The sequence below is a fragment of the Dyadobacter sp. NIV53 genome, assembly GCF_019711195.1.
GTDB lineage: Bacteria > Bacteroidota > Bacteroidia > Cytophagales > Spirosomataceae > Dyadobacter.
In genome coordinates this window covers 4,305,818-4,323,514 of the sequence record NZ_CP081299.1, presented here as the reverse complement: position 1 = coordinate 4,323,514, position 17,697 = coordinate 4,305,818, and the positions used below count along the sequence as shown (strand labels likewise).

General features: G+C 41.7%; 11 protein-coding genes. 1 reads left to right on the top strand and 10 read right to left on the bottom strand.

Annotated elements, in window-relative coordinates; genetic code table 11:
* Positions 1 to 51 precede the first annotated feature (51 nt).
* From KZC02_RS17725 to KZC02_RS17710, 5 genes are all read right to left on the bottom strand, one after another.
* Positions 52 to 4,434: a T9SS type A sorting domain-containing protein gene (locus KZC02_RS17725; protein ID WP_221389926.1), complete on the bottom strand. Its 4,383-nt coding sequence runs from the start codon at positions 4,432 to 4,434 to the stop codon at positions 52 to 54.
* A 77-nt stretch (positions 4,435 to 4,511) separates the two neighbouring features.
* A complete protein-coding gene (locus KZC02_RS17720) occupies positions 4,512 to 7,571 on the bottom strand; it encodes a glycoside hydrolase family 3 N-terminal domain-containing protein (protein ID WP_221389925.1) in 3,060 nt (1,019 codons plus the stop codon).
* 186 nt (positions 7,572 to 7,757) lie between these two features.
* Positions 7,758 to 8,270 carry an ATP-binding cassette domain-containing protein gene (locus KZC02_RS17715; RefSeq protein ID WP_310590323.1) on the bottom strand — a complete coding sequence of 171 codons (513 nt, stop codon included), beginning with the start codon at positions 8,268 to 8,270 and terminating at the stop codon, positions 7,758 to 7,760.
* Between the two features lies 1 nt (position 8,271).
* A complete protein-coding gene (locus tag KZC02_RS32980) occupies positions 8,272 to 8,466 on the bottom strand; it encodes an ATP-binding cassette domain-containing protein (RefSeq protein WP_310590322.1) in 195 nt (64 codons plus the stop codon).
* Between the two features lie 75 nt (positions 8,467 to 8,541).
* Positions 8,542 to 9,657 (bottom strand): acyltransferase family protein, encoded by a 1,116-nt coding sequence (locus KZC02_RS17710; RefSeq protein ID WP_221389924.1) that lies wholly within the window; start codon positions 9,655 to 9,657, stop codon positions 8,542 to 8,544.
* Between the two features lie 271 nt (positions 9,658 to 9,928).
* On the opposite strand from KZC02_RS17710, the gene KZC02_RS17705 reads away from it, so the two are divergent.
* Positions 9,929 to 10,330 (top strand): hypothetical protein, encoded by a 402-nt coding sequence (locus KZC02_RS17705; protein WP_221389923.1) that lies wholly within the window; start codon positions 9,929 to 9,931, stop codon positions 10,328 to 10,330.
* 42 nt (positions 10,331 to 10,372) lie between these two features.
* Here the strand turns inward: KZC02_RS17705 and rhuM are convergent, their stop codons facing one another.
* The 5 genes from rhuM to KZC02_RS17680 form a co-directional block, all read right to left on the bottom strand.
* Entirely contained in the window at positions 10,373 to 11,380 is a 1,008-nt protein-coding gene (gene rhuM, locus KZC02_RS17700) for a RhuM family protein (protein WP_221389922.1), read from the bottom strand.
* Positions 11,381 to 11,409: 29 nt separating this feature from the next.
* The gene (locus KZC02_RS17695) at positions 11,410 to 13,092 is read right to left on the bottom strand and encodes a NuoM family protein (protein WP_221389921.1); all 1,683 of its coding nucleotides are present in this window, start codon (positions 13,090 to 13,092) and stop codon (positions 11,410 to 11,412) included.
* 84 nt (positions 13,093 to 13,176) lie between these two features.
* Positions 13,177 to 15,141 carry an NADH-quinone oxidoreductase subunit L gene (gene nuoL / locus KZC02_RS17690; protein WP_221389920.1) on the bottom strand — a complete coding sequence of 655 codons (1,965 nt, stop codon included), beginning with the start codon at positions 15,139 to 15,141 and terminating at the stop codon, positions 13,177 to 13,179.
* 61 nt (positions 15,142 to 15,202) lie between these two features.
* Positions 15,203 to 16,441, bottom strand: a complete 1,239-nt coding sequence (locus KZC02_RS17685) for a serine hydrolase (protein ID WP_229253648.1) — start codon at positions 16,439 to 16,441, stop codon at positions 15,203 to 15,205.
* 72 nt (positions 16,442 to 16,513) lie between these two features.
* Positions 16,514 to 17,644, bottom strand: a complete 1,131-nt coding sequence (locus KZC02_RS17680; protein WP_221389919.1) for a T9SS type A sorting domain-containing protein — start codon at positions 17,642 to 17,644, stop codon at positions 16,514 to 16,516.
* Between the last annotated feature and the right edge of the window lie 53 nt (positions 17,645 to 17,697).

Sequence of the window (17,697 nt, the reverse complement as noted above, 5' to 3'; positions counted from 1 at the left end):
GCGGCTGCAACAAATATCCCATTTTTTGAGACTATATAAACCTTTCTGTAATTAAGGTTTCATTACTTTACGTACCGAGTTAAGATTACCATTCTGTATCTGCAATAAATACAATCCTGACGGATAGGCTGAGAAATCCAGGTCTGTCGTTTTCTTACGGATAGTTTGATCAAACAGAGGGCGCCCGTTCATATCAATAACCTGTACTTTTGCTTCTTTTGAAGAAATGGCACCTGTAATTTCAACAATACATTTACCTTCCACAACAGTCGGATATACATTCAGCCAGGCAGAAGATGCAACCGGCGGTTCTACTCCCAGGATAGCATCAACCTGAACACGCGCCGAGCCGACTCCTTTTCCTTCCCCGCAGCTATTCGAAACAGAACTTATTGTATAAGTAGTCGTTGATTTCGTAGCCAGTTTAAATGAATAAGGAGTGGTGCTGGTTGTGATCAATGAATCGCTAACACCATTGTTAAGCATGAACGACCAGGGAGCCTTTCCTGTAAATTCTGCTTTTAAGGTAGCACTTTCGCCTGCTAATATCGTTTGAGATCCTGTCAGGGTTGCAATTGTCAAAGGACTTGCTGAGATACCAACTGTACTTACGTTTCCTCTCACTAACAAATCAGGATTATCGCCTGAACTTACAACCCGGATAAAGTAATTGCCTCCTTTGGTAGTATCAGGAAATGTAGCTGTAACCTGATTTGACGTTGCTACGGAAGGTATGGTATAAAACGATTTATCTGTATTGGTCAGTGATATCTGAACCTTAAATGTATTGCCGGCAGGAAAATCCCCTGATTGCTGAAAAGGAACACCAAAACTTTTCCCTGCACAGGCTTCTGACACCGATGGAATACCGGAAACAATTGTCGGGATTTTTACTGTCACCAGAGCGCTGCCGTTAGGCGTTCCTTTGCCACATGCATTGGATACTTCGGTAACAATGTATGAAGTTGTTATACCCGGAGTAACAGCAATTGTTGTGGTTGCCTGATCTGTGGTATCCGTAGTCCCATTTGACAATATGTAAATCCATGGCCCGTCTCCTGTAAATTTCAGTGTAATAGAAGCAGTCTGACCTAAATCAATCGTTGTATTCCCTGATATTGTGGCAGATGGCAACGCCTTGATGTGGATCTTTATCTCTTCCTTCGGACTTTCGCAGCCATTTGTAGTTGTCGTTTGTGAAACGTAAAAGGAATAATCTTCTACTTTGTTGGTATACGGTGAGAAAGGATTCTCCTGATATTGTGTATCTGTTGCATTGCGGTACCATTTCAGATCAGTTCCTGTTGCGTTCAGTATCGGAGCATCCACACCCTGACAATAAGCAAGATATGTGGTTGTTACTGGTTTTGGAGTAGTATTGATTTTAACATCAATTTTTGCACGATCGCTTAAACAGCCTTCAAGTGACTGGCCTACAAAGTATGACGTTGTGCCGCCTTCACTGGTTGATGGCGTAGGTGCAGTACCAGTTGCAGTACCACCTGTTGCATTTGTGCCATACCATGCAGGAACTGCATCGGTTACCCAGGTAGCAGTTAAAGGCGATGCTGCAACAAACTGGCAATATTCGATATTGGCAACACCAGGAATTGCAGGCAATGGTTTGACACGGATTTTTTGTATTACTCTTGCCGGACTTTCACATCCTTTATTTGTAACCTGAGTCGTATAATACGTGCTCGTTCCCGCAGTAGTTAAATTAACAGAAGGTGTTTTAGTTGTATCTGTCCCTGTAGCTGCGGTATACCATCTGATTGTATTTCCGCTTGCAGCTTTTACAGGGAATGTGTAAGTTTTATTTTCACGTTCCTGACAAAGAACTTCTGATGTGGTGGCTAACGCGGCTGGCGTAGGATTCACAAAAACATTAAGCTTGGCACGCGGGCTTTCGCAGGACAACGTTGCATAAGTATTCGACTGCGTCAGATAGTACGGAATAGTTGCAGCAGTTGTGGTTTTTGGTGTAGGTGGATTTACAGATCCTGTTCCTCCGGTTTCATCACTATACCATTTATAAAGCGGCCCGGCTGGTGTCAATGGCACTGCTGTTTCTCCTACACAATAAGATACTGAATTAACAGGCGGAGCAGGTGGAGTAAATCTAATTATTACAGTTACTTTCGCTCTTGGTCCTTCGCATGAATTTGACGAAATTTGACTTACATAATAGCTGGTAGAAACTTCTATAGTTGTAGCAGGTACCGGAGCTGATGATAATGCAGTACCTCCGGTTGCAACAGTGTACCATTTAAATACAGCTCCTGTAGTACCCGATGCGGTTAAAGCAGTTGCTGTTGAATTCTGGCATAAATTAATTGTATCGGAAGCAATAGTTGGAAGCACTGAAATTGGTTTTACGATCACCTTTATTTCAGCCCTCTCGCTCTCACACCCTTTTAAGGTTTGTGTTACATAATAACTTTTTGTACCGGCAGTTGTGGTCAATGGAGTTAGCGCTGTAGCTGTTCCTGTCCCACCCGTTGCAGCTGTATACCATTTTAATAAAGTTCCGGTAGCAGTAAGTGGAGAGGCCTCTTCTTTTAAACAATACTGAACCGGATCTTTGTCCACAACGGGAATAGCAGTCTGATTGACTATAACGTCTATTTTTGCACGGGCACTTTCACATCCGATCGTTTGGGTTACATAATAACTTGTAGTCCCCGCTTTAGCTGTCGATGGAACAGGCGCGGCCGTTAAAGCCGTACCACCGCTTGCAGTTGTATACCATTTCAAAGCTTTACCTGTAGCTGAAAGTGCAACGGCTGGTGAAGTGATACAATATTCTACATCTGCAACAGTTGGCATAGCAGGAGGTGTACAGGCACTTACAGTTACTACAATTTCGGCACGTGCACTTTCACAGTTTGCTATAGTTTGGGTAACGTAATAACTTTTTGTTCCGACTGTGGCAGTAGAAGGAATTGGTGCAACAGAAGAACCCGTGCCACCGGTTGCAGCAGCATACCATTTTTTATTTGTTCCGGTAGCAGTTAATGCGACCGCTTCATCTCCAATAGTATAACTTATATTAGCAACAGTTGGAGCAGCATGTGGTGTACAGGCACTTACCGTTACTACAATTTCGGCACGGGCACTTTCACAGTTTGCTACAGTTTGGGTAACGTAATAACTTTTTGTTCCAACTGTGGAAGTAGAAGGAATTGGTGCAGTAGAAGAACCCGTGCCACCGGTTACAGTTGTATACCATTTTAAACTGGTCCCGGTTGCCGTCAATGCCAAAGCAGCATCTTCAACCGTATAATTTTTATTGGCAACAGTTGGAGCAGCAGGCGGCGTACAGGCATTTACAGTTACTACAATTTCAGCACGGGCACTTTCACAGTTTGCTATAGTTTGGGTAACGTAATAACTTTTTGTTCCGGGTACAATAGTTGATGGAGTTGGTGCAGAAGCCAATGCGGTGGCACCAGTCGCAGATTCATACCACTTAAATGTTGAACCCGTAACACCAGTAACTGTAAGTATATCAGCAGTATCACCTACGATGTAACTTTTGTTAACAACTGTTGGGGCAGCTGGCGGTGTGCAGGCATTTACCGTTACCACAATTTCGGCACGTGCACTTTCGCAACCACCGACTGTTTGGCTTACAAAATAACTTTTTGTTCCGGGTGCAATAGTTGATGGAGTCGGTGCAGAAGCCAATGCGGCGGTACTAGTCGCAGACTCATACCACTTGAATGTTGAACCGGTAACACCGGTAACTGTAAGTATATCAGCAGCATCACCTACAATGTAACTTTTGTTAACAACTGTTGGGGCAGCGGGCGGTGTGCATGGAGCGGTAATAACATCGATTTTTGAACGCGGACTTTCACAACCGGCTGTCAATGTCTGGCTTACGTAATAACTTACGGTTCCGGCAACAGCGGTAGACGGCGTTGGAGCAATTGCTGACCCGGTTCCACCGCTTGCAGCAGAATACCACAATAATCCGGTGCCCGTAACAGACGAAGCCAATGAAACAGATGCATCATTGACGATATAGTTTTTGTTAACAATTACCGGTGCTGCCGTTATTTCATTTATTGTAAAAACAGCACTTGCCGAGCCAATTGTAACTGGTGTTGTTCCCGCAATAACCCTGACTTTATAACCTGTTCCGGCAGCTGCCTCAGACGGAATAGTAATGCTGATTGGAGTTGCCGTATCCGTACCCACCGAAACAGGAGCGGTGAAAGATCCCGTTGCATCTGATAATTGAGCTGTAAATTCAGTTCCTGTTGGGAATGTTCCTGTGGTAGTGAATCCGACCGAAATGGTACTGCCTGCACATATGGCGGCGGAACTTACGGCACTTGTAGTAATGGTTTGTGCAAATGATGAGGCTATTGTCAGAAGCGTGGCAATGCAAGCAAAAATTCCTTTGTTAATAAATGTTCTTTTCATGTATCTTACTAATATCTTTCCTCTTACCTGTTCAGTTGGTAAAGTTAGATATATTTTTCAAATACATTCTTACACTATCAATGTAGAATACTTTTCCTTTCGCGAAGCGAAGTATATACAACATCCTGAATTCTTCTACGTGTGTGCTGGGTTGTTATAGCATTATTTTCAGCATCAGGATTGACACGGTTGGACAGGAAAACAAATAACAGGTCCTCATCCGGATCCATCCAGACCATTGTCCCTGTAAAACCAGTATGTCCAAATGAATTAACGGATGCCAAAGAAGAAACAAAAGAACTGTTACCATCTGCGGGCACTTTATCCCAGCCTAAGCCACGATGATGGGATTCGTCGTAAATCCTGGAAAACAAAGGAACGGTAGCAGGCTGGAAAAATGTGCGGCCGGCATAATTCCCTTTCCAAAGATTCATTTGAAAAAGTACAGCCAGATCCCTGGCCGTACCAAACAGGCCCGCATGCCCGGAAACCCCGCCTACTTCGGCAGCCATCTGATCATGAGCGGTTCCCTGCAGCAACTGATTCCGGTAACGGTAATCCTGTTCGGTAGGGGCAATTTGTTTTTCCGGAAAACGGCGTAATGGATTGAAACCTAAATATGGCAATCCCAATGGCTCATAAATGTTGGAAGAGACAAAAATATCAAGCGGCTGGCCGGTTACTTTTTCTACAATTTTTTGCAGTGTCAGAAATCCCAGGTCACTATACAGATAGCCATATTCACCAGACCGTGCTTTTTTATTGTTCATAGGAGATTTTATCACCCATTTCCACACAGAGTCACTTAATGAAGGTTTGGCAAAAAGCTTTGGAGCAACCTGCAAATAAAAACTGGTATCAGGCCTTGAACTGTAATATTCGGGCATTAACCCTCCTCCGCTGCTCTTTGTCCTGTCCCACAATGAAGGATAAAATGAAATTAAACCTGAACGGTGCAGCAGCAGGTCGCGTACTGTAAAATTCTCCTTATTGGTGGCCAGCAATTCAGGTAAATAATGGGAAGCTCTTTCATCCAGGTCAATTTGTTTTCTGTCATACAGCAGCATCACGGATTGCAATGTGGCCGCAACTTTGGTCACAGAAGCCAGATCGTAAATCGTTTCATTATTTACCCGTTCGGGAAACCTGTAATTTAATCCACCAAATTGTTTGTCATATATAACTTTCCCTTTTCTGGCTACTAAAATCTGGCAACCAGGAAACACATGTCCCTGAACGGAAGCTGTTGCTATTGCATCTATTTTATTAAGCATAACTCCATCCATGCCCACACTTTCAGGAGTTCCGAATGCGATCCTGTTAATGGCCGATGTAGTTATGCCGGCGCCTGCTTTATAAGACGAAACGGAAACTGGTAAACGTCCCTGTGAAGTCAGGCCTCCAAAAATAATCTGGGGTACGATTTCCTGCTGATCTTTGCCATCCTGTCCGGCACAGATCAGAACATCCGTTTCAGGAAAAAACTGAATACTATATGGCGTGCCGAACAAACATAAAACTACTTTTTTCCCCTGTTGTTTTAATTGTGTTACAAAATCCACCATGCCGGATGTAACCCCATAATTACGTTTCGGATTGGAAGCAATGCCATGTACATCCACTACAACTACCTCATACGGTTGCAGATAGGTCAGCATTTCAGAAATTTCGTCCTGAGTAGATGGCCCGCCATAGAAATTATAAGAACGCATCGGTTTGTAAGTTGTCAGCATTTTCTGGAAGGTGACACTATTCTCTCCGCCCATACTTACCGATGCCATATTATTATCAATAGTCAGTCCGACAGGAAGCATGTTATTGTCGTTTTTAACAACTGTTACTGATGCTTCACAAAGTTCACGATATAGTTCTTTACTGTTTTCGGTATTCAGGTCGGTATAAAGGTTGGTAATTTCTACCGGTTTATAATTACTCAAGCCAGCCCAGTATTTGGCCTGAAGGATACGTTTTACTTTATCATCAATAATTTTTCCGCTGATGATTTTACGGTCAATCGCATCTTTAATTTTGGCAATCGTTTCAGCTACATTTTCAGGATAAAGCAAAACGTCGTTTCCGGCAATCAATGCTTTCAAATTTACATCTGCTGCTTTACCGGTTTTTAACACACCCTGCATGTTCATGGCATCAGTAAACACCAACCCGCGAAATCCAAGTTCTTTTCTTAGCAGACCATTGATGACTTTTTCGGAAAGAGAACTGGCCAGTTTTGGTGTATTGTCCAGGGCAGGAACAAACAAATGGCCACTCAACACGCCCATCAGACTATCATTGATCATTTCTTTATAAGGATAAAGATCAATTTCTGATAATTCTTCAGCGGAATGGGTCAGAACGGGAAGCGTAAAATGAGAATCGGCGTCGGTATCACCATGGCCGGGGAAATGTTTGGCCGTCGCAATCACCTGGTTGTGCTGCAAGCCTTTCATATAAGCAACGGCTTTGCGCGTTACGTTTTCACGATCTTCACCAAAAGAACGTATACCTATAACCGGATTGTTAGAATTGCTGTTAATATCCGAAACCGGGGCAAAATTGATATGAATACCTAAACGGCTGCATTGCTTTCCAATGTCGGCTCCCATCCGGTATATCAGTTCATCATTCTGAATAGAACCCAGTACCATTTGTTTGGGAAATGAAATGGTACTATCCAGGCGCATTCCTAAACCCCATTCGCCGTCAATACCAATAAACAAAGGGACTTTCGTATGCGACTGGTATCTGTTTGTCAGCTGTGCCTGACCAACGGGGCCACCCTGAAAAAATATTAATCCTCCAATATGAAAATCGTTGATCAGACGGTCGATATTCCGGTAGTGTGATTCATCCCGGTTTGAAAAAGTAGCCACCATAAAAAGCTGGCCAATCTTTTCTTCGGTAGACATGGTTTCCAAAGTACTGTCCACCCATTTATTTTCAGGCAACACCAAAACCGGCTCTCTATGCTTTCTGGGCGCTTTTGTTGATTTCTGTTCTGGTTTGGACGCATTAGCTTCCGCAACTTCTGTATTCACACGGATCAGTTTCCATGCAACAGAAACAACCGAACTCAACACAACCAGCACAAGAATGCCAGCAACAAAACCAAACCGGCTGATGAACCAACTCTTCATAGGATAAACGACTGACTTTTAAGAGGGACAAAGATCATTCTAAATTACAAATAAGAATAAGATTTATCAAAGATTACCAGTAGAACAATTTACCGGTCAATAAATGCAATTATTTTTAAGATTTAATGCAATTCTAATAATTGGCAAGAATACTATTAGGCAAGCAACTAATTGGGCCGCTATCTGTTAGCTTGTGAGACTACGGAAAATATCTTCCAGTGAATTTCCGGATCCCCTTAGAGTTTCCAGAGAACTGTCACTCACAACTTTTCCTTTATTGATAATAATCACGCGGTCACATAAAGCCTCAACTTCCTGCATAATATGCGTTGAAAAAAGGACTGTTTTATTTTTTCCGGCTGTACGGATCAGCTCTCTGATTTCAAGGATCTGGTTAGGATCCAGCCCTGTTGTGGGTTCGTCAAGAATAAGTACTGACGGATCGTGTAAAAATGACTGGGCAAGACCTACCCGCTGGCGATATCCTTTTGAAAGCTGTCCGATTTTCTTATGTTTTTCAGTTTCCAGGCCACACATCGATATCATTTCACCGACACGCGCTTTCAGGGAATCGCCGCTTAACTGATACATTTTGCCCGAAAACAATAAAAATTCACGCACGTACATATCCAGGTAAAGCGGGTTATGTTCGGGCAAATAGCCTATTGCCCTGCGGGATTGCATGGGTTGCTCTTTCACATCAAAATCTGCAACGCGGGCAGTTCCTTCGGAAGGTTTCAGATACCCGGTCAGAATTTTTCATGGTTGTAGATTTTCCTGCGCCATTTGGGCCGAGAAAACCTACGATTTCACCGGGACGGAGTGTAAATGAAATTCCATCCACAGCACGCTGCGATCCATAAACCTTCGTAAGATTGGTAACCTGAATTGACATTGAAATAGCTTTTAGCGATTGGCTTTTAGCGATTAGCTTTTAGCTAACGGCTAATCGCTAAAAGCTAATTGCATTTTAAACTTTAAGGAACAACCTGTTACGATACAGCAAATACATAAATGCCCATTGAACCATGATATAAGCAATAACTTCACCAACCACCGCAACTGAGTGTGGGAAATAACTTAATATCCCGCCAAATAATGCCTCGGCTGTGTAAAAGAAATCGATATATCTGCCAACCATATAAATTACGATTGAATTCATTCCTATTACAACAAAGAAGAATGTCCATTTACGATAGTTCAATACATCGATGACCCAGTAAAACAAACCCAAAAGTAAAGTACTGAACCCACCTGCGCAAAGTACAAACGAGCTTGTCCATAAATTCTTATTGATTGGAAAAAAGAAATCCCACACCAGACACAGCAATAAACTGATAACACCTGCTGCCATCAGATACACGACTTTATTATTTCTTGGAATGATTTCGTCATTTGTACGGAGTAATTCTCCTGCGAAAATCCCCATCAAACCGGTAGCAATGGCAGGTATCGTCGAAACAAGCCCTTCTGGATCATGAATAGTAAGATGCAAACGGCCCGGAATTATCATACGGTCGATATAACTCGCCGGGTTACATTCCATGGTAAGAATTCCCGCTCCGCAACCCGGTACAGGAAACCACATCATAAATGCATAATAGCCAATAAGCAAACTGGCAAACCATATCCACCTTGCTCTTTTGTTTGTATATAAATAAATGATCTGGGCAAACATACCCGCCAATCCTATACGTGCCAGAACGCTTGGATAACGCATTTTTGCCCATTCTGTATGAAATAACCCGTTATTATAAATGATACCCAGAAAAACCAGGATCAGTCCCCGCTGAATTACTTTTTTAATCAGTTCAGAAGGCGGCACTCCTTTTTCCAAACGGCTTCCCAATGAAAACGGAACCGAAACTCCGGCCATGAACAGAAAGGTTGGAAAGATCAGATCGTAAGCACGGAAACCATTCCAGTCGGGGTGTGTAAACTGATGCGCCATAAAAATAGCCCATGACCAGCCGGTAACTTTTGCAAGAGCAGCAAAGATTTCTTCTCCTCCGGAGATCCAAAACATATCAAAACCACGTAGCGTGTCCAGAGAGAGCAGCCTTTGCGAAGTAGAACTTTCTTTCATTTTGTTAATTTAATTCAGGTATAAGGGAAATAAGGTTTTTAGGATATTGATTGTGAGGACACAAACAACGGCGCAGCGCAATTGCACCTACAATTACTGGAAACTTTCAAATAAATACTATTGGCTTCGTTTTACAAAAGTACTTTTATTGGAATAAACATATCATTGTAAAAAATAATAAAAAAAGATGCTGTTTTTGATCCGCTTATATTTTTATCCGGAACACCTTCGTTATTAGCATCAATATTTCAACCCAGACAAATTAGCTTCCATGAAAAAGATTTTAATTTTATCCCTGATAATTTCAGGACTTGTATTTAACGGTTGTGCAACTTCCAACAATTCATCCCGTGACGATTCCGAACGTAACGAAGAACGTGTTGTTAATAACAAACTGAATAATAAAAAGCTGGAAAAGAACCTGGACCGTTTTACGGAAGAACTAAACCTTACCAAACGCCAGCAGAAAGAGCTTAAAAAAATTGACAAAAGATATGCACGGCTGGACAGAAAACTTTCCCGCAAGGATTATGCAAAACGTCGGGATCATAAGGAACTGGCAACACAAAAGCGTCAGGAAATACTGGAAGTGCTAACCAATGAGCAACAACAAAAACTCGAAGCATTGACTAAAAAAGGAAGGTTCAGCTTTGACCAGATATTTGGGAAATGATTTTCTATTCATGAATAGCTCTCATTTTAAAATGGGGGCTATTCATGAATTTTTATTTGTTGATTTTTCTAACTTTAAAATATCGTGCTCTAATTCTTTGAGGCTGTTTTCTTTTTCTGTTTTTCCCAGTTCGATTTTATATATCTTATATTCTTCCTCAGATTTTTTTAGAGCCATTTCATGACTTATTTTCCCTGCATGTGTAAGTAATTCACGACCATTAAGTTGCAATACAATGTCTAACCGGCTTATCCAATCAGTCATATACATAGGTGTTTGCTGCTGAGCCATAGATTCAGCAAATGCAAGATATTGCTCTACTAACAACCCTAATAGTCTGATCTCGTCTTCAAGAAGATAATTTTTAGCAATGCTTATATCAGCTTTTTTTACTGGCTCATTATTATTTTTATTATAAGACTGCATACCTAAAAGTGGCAAACTTCCATCGACTCTGCGGTATACCAGTTCAGCCGCGGTTTGCTGGCTAATCGCCCATAACAATTTGTTTTGCACTATTTTGAAAAAAGCAACTGTCTTTTCATTGGCTGCATCATAATCAATACTAGTAGTATAAATGTCTTTTATTTTTTGATAAAAAAACCTTTCGGATATGCGTATCTCGCGAATACGATCTTGCAGCTCATTGAAATAATTCATAGTGCTACCAGATTTAAAGCGGTCATCGTTGAGAGTAAATCCCTTAATAATGTATTCCTTTAATCTTTGCGTAGCCCAAATACGAAACTGGGTTCCCTGCCTGGATTTTACCCGATAACCCACTGAAATGATTACATCTAAATTGTAATAATTGGTGTCGTAAGTTTTATTATCCAAAGCAGTTGTTCGGAAATTCCGAATAACTGACTTTTCAATCAGTTCGCCTTCTTCAAAAATATTTTTTATGTGTTCACTTATAGTAGATTTTGATTTTTGGAAAAGGTGTACTATTTGAGACTGTGTCAACCAAACTGTTTCATCTTCAAGCCGCACATCAATTTTAATGTTACCATCCTGATTTTCATAAATAAGAATTTCGCCGGTATTCATTTTTAAGATTGTTGATTGATGAATAAAATTTAACGCAAACCCTCCAGCCACGCCGACACGGTTGGCCCGGTTATATCAAATAAAATTCCTGGTAAAATTCCTAACAAAACAGTCAGAATAGCTAATGGAACTAACAGGCCGATTTCTCTTGTCGTCAGATCTGTTAGCGGATGTGTGGTGCTGTGAGAAGCGTTATCATTTTTATACCAGAAAGAGCCGAAAAACATACGCTGATATGTCCACAGAAAATAAGCAGCAGCTAGTACAATTCCGAGTGTAGATAATGCGGGAATCCAGACCGGCAACTGGTCAGATTGGAAAGCGCCCATTAACGTAAATAATTCTCCTACAAAACCTGAAAAGCCAGGAAGGCCGAGAGAGGCAAAAAAAGCAATTCCGGTCAGAACAGTATAACGTGGCATTACTGCAATCAATCCTCTGTAATTCTCAATCTTACGGTCATGCGTACGATCGTAAACCACACCCGCAAGTAAAAATAACATAGCGGAAAGTACTCCGTGGCTTACCATTTGATAGATAGCGCCATTAATACCCTCGGCTGTAAATGCTGCAATACCAAGTAAAACAAAACCCATGTGAGAAACTGAGGAATATGCGATCATCTTTTTAAGATCACTTTGCCCCAATGCATTAAAACCTCCGTAAACAATAGAAATCATGCCCAAAATTGCTAACGGAACCGTACTGTATTGTGCTTCAAAAGGAAAGAAGCCATCTACAATCCTGATAAAACCGTAACCTCCGATCTTTAAAAGGATTCCGGCCAGGACAACCGAAATAGGCGTTGGTGCTTCTACATGCGCATCAGGAAGCCACGTATGTAACGGAACAACAGGTAATTTAACAGCAAAACCAATGAACAAAAACCAGAATGCGAGCAGACGTACAGGAATACCGAGTATGTAAAAATCTGAAATCTGGCTTAAAACAGAACCCGGAATGTAATTGCCTGAATCGGCCAGATAGGCAAAGCGGAAAGTATGCACCAATTCCTCTGGTGCAATTTTACCTTCCATAAGCCATTGTTGAAGCTGTAAAATAATATCTTTTGTAGCCGCATCTTCCATTCCGAGCACTCCAACTGCACGAGCAGTTTCAACGGGATCAATGGCTGAAAGGTATAAACCGATCATGACGATCAGGATTAACAGTGAACCAAAGAATGTATAGATGAAAAATTTGAGCGCTGCATATTCGCGTCTTGGCCCTCCCCATAATCCGATGAGGAAGTACATAGGCAAGAGCATAAACTCGAAGAACAAATAAAACAGAAAGAAATCCTGAGCCAGAAAACAGCCGATAATGCTTCCGCTCAGCAAAAGATACAATGCAAAATAACCCCGGGTGCGCTTACCGATATTCCAGGAACTGATAACACCGACAAAAAGCACTATTACTGCCAGCAAAACCAACGGGAAACTTATACCGTCCACGGCCAGGGCATAATCAATAGAAACAACACCGAGCGATCCGATTGGAATTGTTATCCAGTCAAGAGTTTCGCTCAACTGATACCCTGACTGATGATTGTCAAAAACCACATATAGCGAAACAGCAACCAGAAATTCCAGCAACAGCGCAGCCAGAGCAATAAGCCTGAAACTTTCAGGGCGCTGTGTGGGCCAGGCTGCAACGGCAACGGCGCCAAGTAACGGAATGGCTATCAGTAAAGTAAGTATATGATCAATCATTATGAGGAACTTTCAGCTTTTGGCACAAACCGTAAAATGAATGGCAATTAGCTAACTTTGAAATTTTATAAATTTTTAAACCTTTTATACAGATACCAACCATAAAATCAGCAAAAACACGCCAACAACTGTCACCAGAAAATATGACTGGATTTTCCCGTTCTGCAAACCACGAACCGCTTGTCCGGCAGTACGAATAGAAAATACAGTCAGTTTCACACCACCATCGACCACATTTCTATCCCCCCAGCTAACCAGATGCGCAGCTACAACACTGCCTTTTGCAATAAAATCTACAAAAGCATCTATAACATGTTTTTCAAAACGTTTTGATAAGTCTGCTATGAAACTGAACGGAACAAGAAAATACTTTTCATTGGAATACTCCCGAAGCCATGAAAAACCTTGTTTTGGCATTTCCGGAGTACTTTGTGTTTCCCAGTTAATACCAAACGGATTCTCACTTGTTGCCTGCCGGTAAGCCAGAAAGATAGCAATGAATGTAATTCCCGTTGCAACAAAAGGCACCCAGATTAAATGTGCTGATTCCGAAAGGCCAATGAATGAAGGAAACCATCCTGAAACTGCGTTAAAGGGATTCCAAGAAAACCATACGAAAACAGAAAGTCCGGCCAGTAAAAGCATAGGCCCATACATTAGCAGCGGAGATTCATGCGGATGAACGCTTTTTGAAATACCATATCTTTTCTCTCCAAAGAAAATCAGCCAGACCTGCCGGGTCATATAATAGGCTGTCAATCCCGCAGAAAATATCGTGACTATTGGAAAAATATAAGCCAGGGGTCCGTGTTCGGCAGCCCAGAGAAAACTTTCAGTAATGATAGCGTCTTTGGAGAGAAATCCGGAAAAAAACGGAAGCCCGGCCAATGCAGATGAACAAATGATAAAACAAATAAAAGTAATTGGAAGAGCCTTACGTAAACCACCCATTGTTCGCATATCCTGCGGATCAAAGGCTGAATCATTTTCAGATGGCGTAATAGCGTGGATGACAGAACCGGCTGAAAGAAATAAACCCGCTTTAAAAAATGCATGTGTTGTAAGATGGAAAAATGCTGTTTGCCAGCTACCCATACCCACTGCTAAAACCATCAGGCCCAATTGTGACATAGTTGAATAGGCCAGAACCCGTTTGATATCCCAAACCTGTGTGGCTTTTACTGCACCAATCAACATCGTAATGGTACCGATAACTGCGATTCCGATTCTTGCATCAAAAGTCAGTAAAAATGATATGCGGGCCAATAAAAATATCCCGGCTGCTACCATCGTTGCGGCGTGGATCAATGCAGATACCGGAGTTGGCCCTTCCATTGCATCCGGCAACCAGCCCGACAACGGAAACTGGGCAGATTTACCCATACAGCCTCCAAACAAACATAATCCAATGGCAGTTAAAATTCCGGGACTTATAGAATCAACTGTAACGGAAAGAACTTCAAAGTCGGTAGAACCAATATAGTAAAAGAGCATTAAAATACCCGCCAGAAATGCAGCATCACCAATCCGGTTTAGTACAAATGCTTTCTGGGCAGCCCAGACAGGACGTGGCTTGTGATACCAGAAACCGATCAGTAAATAAGAAGAAAGCCCGACCAGTTCCCAGAATATGTACATGACCAGCAAACTGCCTGACAAAACAATGCCGATCATGGAAAAAAGAAAGAGCTGTATAAATGCAAAATAACGATGCAGGTTTTCGTCATGATGCAGATAAGAAATGGAATAAATCTGAACCAGCAAAGCGACAAAATGAACCACGATCAGCATTACACAGGTCAGTGTATCAAATCTGAATGAAATTTCTATGGGCGTATTTCCTATATGGAGCCAGGTAAACCTGACGATATGCAGCACATCAGGATCGGAAAACAGGACACTTACAAAAAGTCCCGCAGCGGTAATAATTACGCCAATCCAGCCTGCTGACTTATTTAGTCTTTTACCTCCTGACCAAAGCATTAGAAAAACCAGAAATGGCAGGCCTAAGAGCAAAAAAGCAGGTAAAAAGTATGCGCGGTCAGGCATAAGAGGCAATATTCGTTTATTTGGGCAAATATCCAGAATTCACCGCCGAATTCAAACTAAGCTAGATGTCTTTCTCAATTTCTTCTATTTTCTCCTTACCATGAATAACCTGCAAAATCTCTTTGAGGTCGTAGGTGGAGCGGTTATAAGAATTCCCCAAAACAATAATTACGGCTTCATCTTCGGGAGAAACCCAAAGCATGGTATTATATCCTTTCCACCAGCCGCCGTGATACAAAAAGCGTGGTGTGTTGTCTTCTTTGATGTGCATCCGGAAACCATAACCATAGTTCCTGATCCCATGCCGTTCAAAACTCCGGGGTTTGAAAGCTTCATCCAGTAATTTTTTATCAAGCAAAAGCCCCTGCATCAGCCCGTTATAAAAGCGATAGATATCACCGGTAGTAGAATATAATCCTTTATCCCCTACTACATCGTCGTAATAATCCTTTTCCAGTCTTCTTCCAAACTGATGCCCGACAGTCCTGGACTGAACAGCTACGCTGGACGTATCTGTTACGAGAAAAGTTTCTGACATACCTAATGGAGCAAAAATCTGATTATGAAGAAAATTCCCGAATCCTTCCCCGGTCACTTTTTCAACAATACCAGCCAGAACACAATAATTGGTGTTACAATAATTAAACGACCTGCCGGGAATGTTATAACGCGCCGGCGTTGGTATTACTTTGGCATACCAGTCTATTACATCCATATTGGAAGGATATTTTTTGCCATGCCTCACACTGTCCGGAAACGAATAAATGTAATTAGGGAGCCCGCTGCGATGACTTAGCAGCATGTCAATTTTGACACCATGATAAGGAAATTCAGGGAAAAATCTTTGGACAGAATCATCCAGGTTCACTCTGCCTTCCTGAACCAGTTTAAGAATCGCTATGGCTGTAAATGGCTTAGACAAAGAAGCCAGCTGAAACCTTGAATGTATGTTTAAGGAGTCTTTTTCTTTCAAATGGGCAAATCCGAAAGAATTCTGATATAGCAACTTGCCTTTTTGCACAATCAGGACATTACCATTGAACCCGGCGTTTCTCTTTTTCCGGAATATATTTTCTAATTCTGCAATTTTTAAAGCAGTCGCAGCATCAGGATTTTTGACAGGGATAGGGTCGAGCTTTTTAAATAATTCCCTTTTAATTTCTACGACATCGGGTGCCGAATGGCTTTTTCGAACTAAACCCCAGGAAACTAAACAAATAACGAGGACAGCAATTACTGCCCACCACACTTTCGGCTGCACTTTATTCAACATGGACCTTAAGCCAATTAATTTTTTCAAACGTTCTTTGGTAACGAAAATTCGTCGGGATTAATTTTAATGAAAAATCATACAAATTAAACCATCTAAACTTTACGGAACTAATACTTTGGCATGTTGTCTGATACCATTTTTGAATATGGAAAGGATATATAAGCCTGAGGGAAGCGGTTGTGCAGGCAGAAGTGTAAGAAAATTACTCTCAAAATCAGCAACCGTGAAAGTAATATTCTGGCCCGTTAAGTTAGTCAGTAAAAGAGCATCAGGGTCAATATTATTTTTAAAAATCCTGATCTGATTCGCTGAGACGGGATTGGGATAAACCTGCAAAGCATCTGAATCTGAACGGATGATGATATCGCGGGTTGCAGAATAGTTATAGTTAGCATCTTTATCCACCATTTTTATCCGGTAATAACTTACCCCGGACACAGGATTGTCGTCCACAAAATTATATTGCAGCCGGCCACTTGCATCACCGCCGGCTGTTATACTTCCAATACTTGTGAATTCAAATAAATCAGTACTGCGTTCAATTACAAATTCTTTGCTGTTTTTCTCCCAGGCAGTTTCCCAGGACAGATGTACATTTTTTTCCAGCAGCCGGGCGTTGAAATAGGTAAGACTTACTGGCAGTACAGTGCTGGTAACAGTTCCGTTTATTACAATCTGATCAAAATACAAGACGCCAAGATAAGTACTGGCATTATTACCATAAATCCTGAAACTTATTCCGCTGGACAGATTTCTTAGTCCCATTGGTGCCGAAACCGTATAAAATATGTTGGCAGTTGTTAAATGACTTGTAGCCAGATTAGATGTAAAGCCATCCAGCGAACTACGCAACGAAATATCAGCCGGGCCGTCAGGAGACCGCCTAACACGAAAGGAAACAGAAGTAAGATTATATTCATAGGTACCAACAGAAAAGGAAAAGTTCAGATATTTCCCTGCCGGGCTTGCCAGCCAGTAAGTTGTACCATAGGCGTAATCACCACCGCCAAGTGAATAATACAACACCGCAGGCAAACTATGCGGATGTGCACCAAAAAGGCTGGCATCAGCAGGTGTAAAGTTGATACTGGAAGAAGCTCCGCTCAGGGTTCTGTTCATTCCCCAAACGATCTGGAAGCTTTGTGCTTTAACTTCTGAAACAAAAAACAGGACCGTTGATAAAAATATCAAACCGATCCTGTTCGTGAACTTTAAATAGTGCCTTTTCAAAATGCTCGCTTTTAAAAGATTAAAAACTCCACAATTCAATACACTATCATATA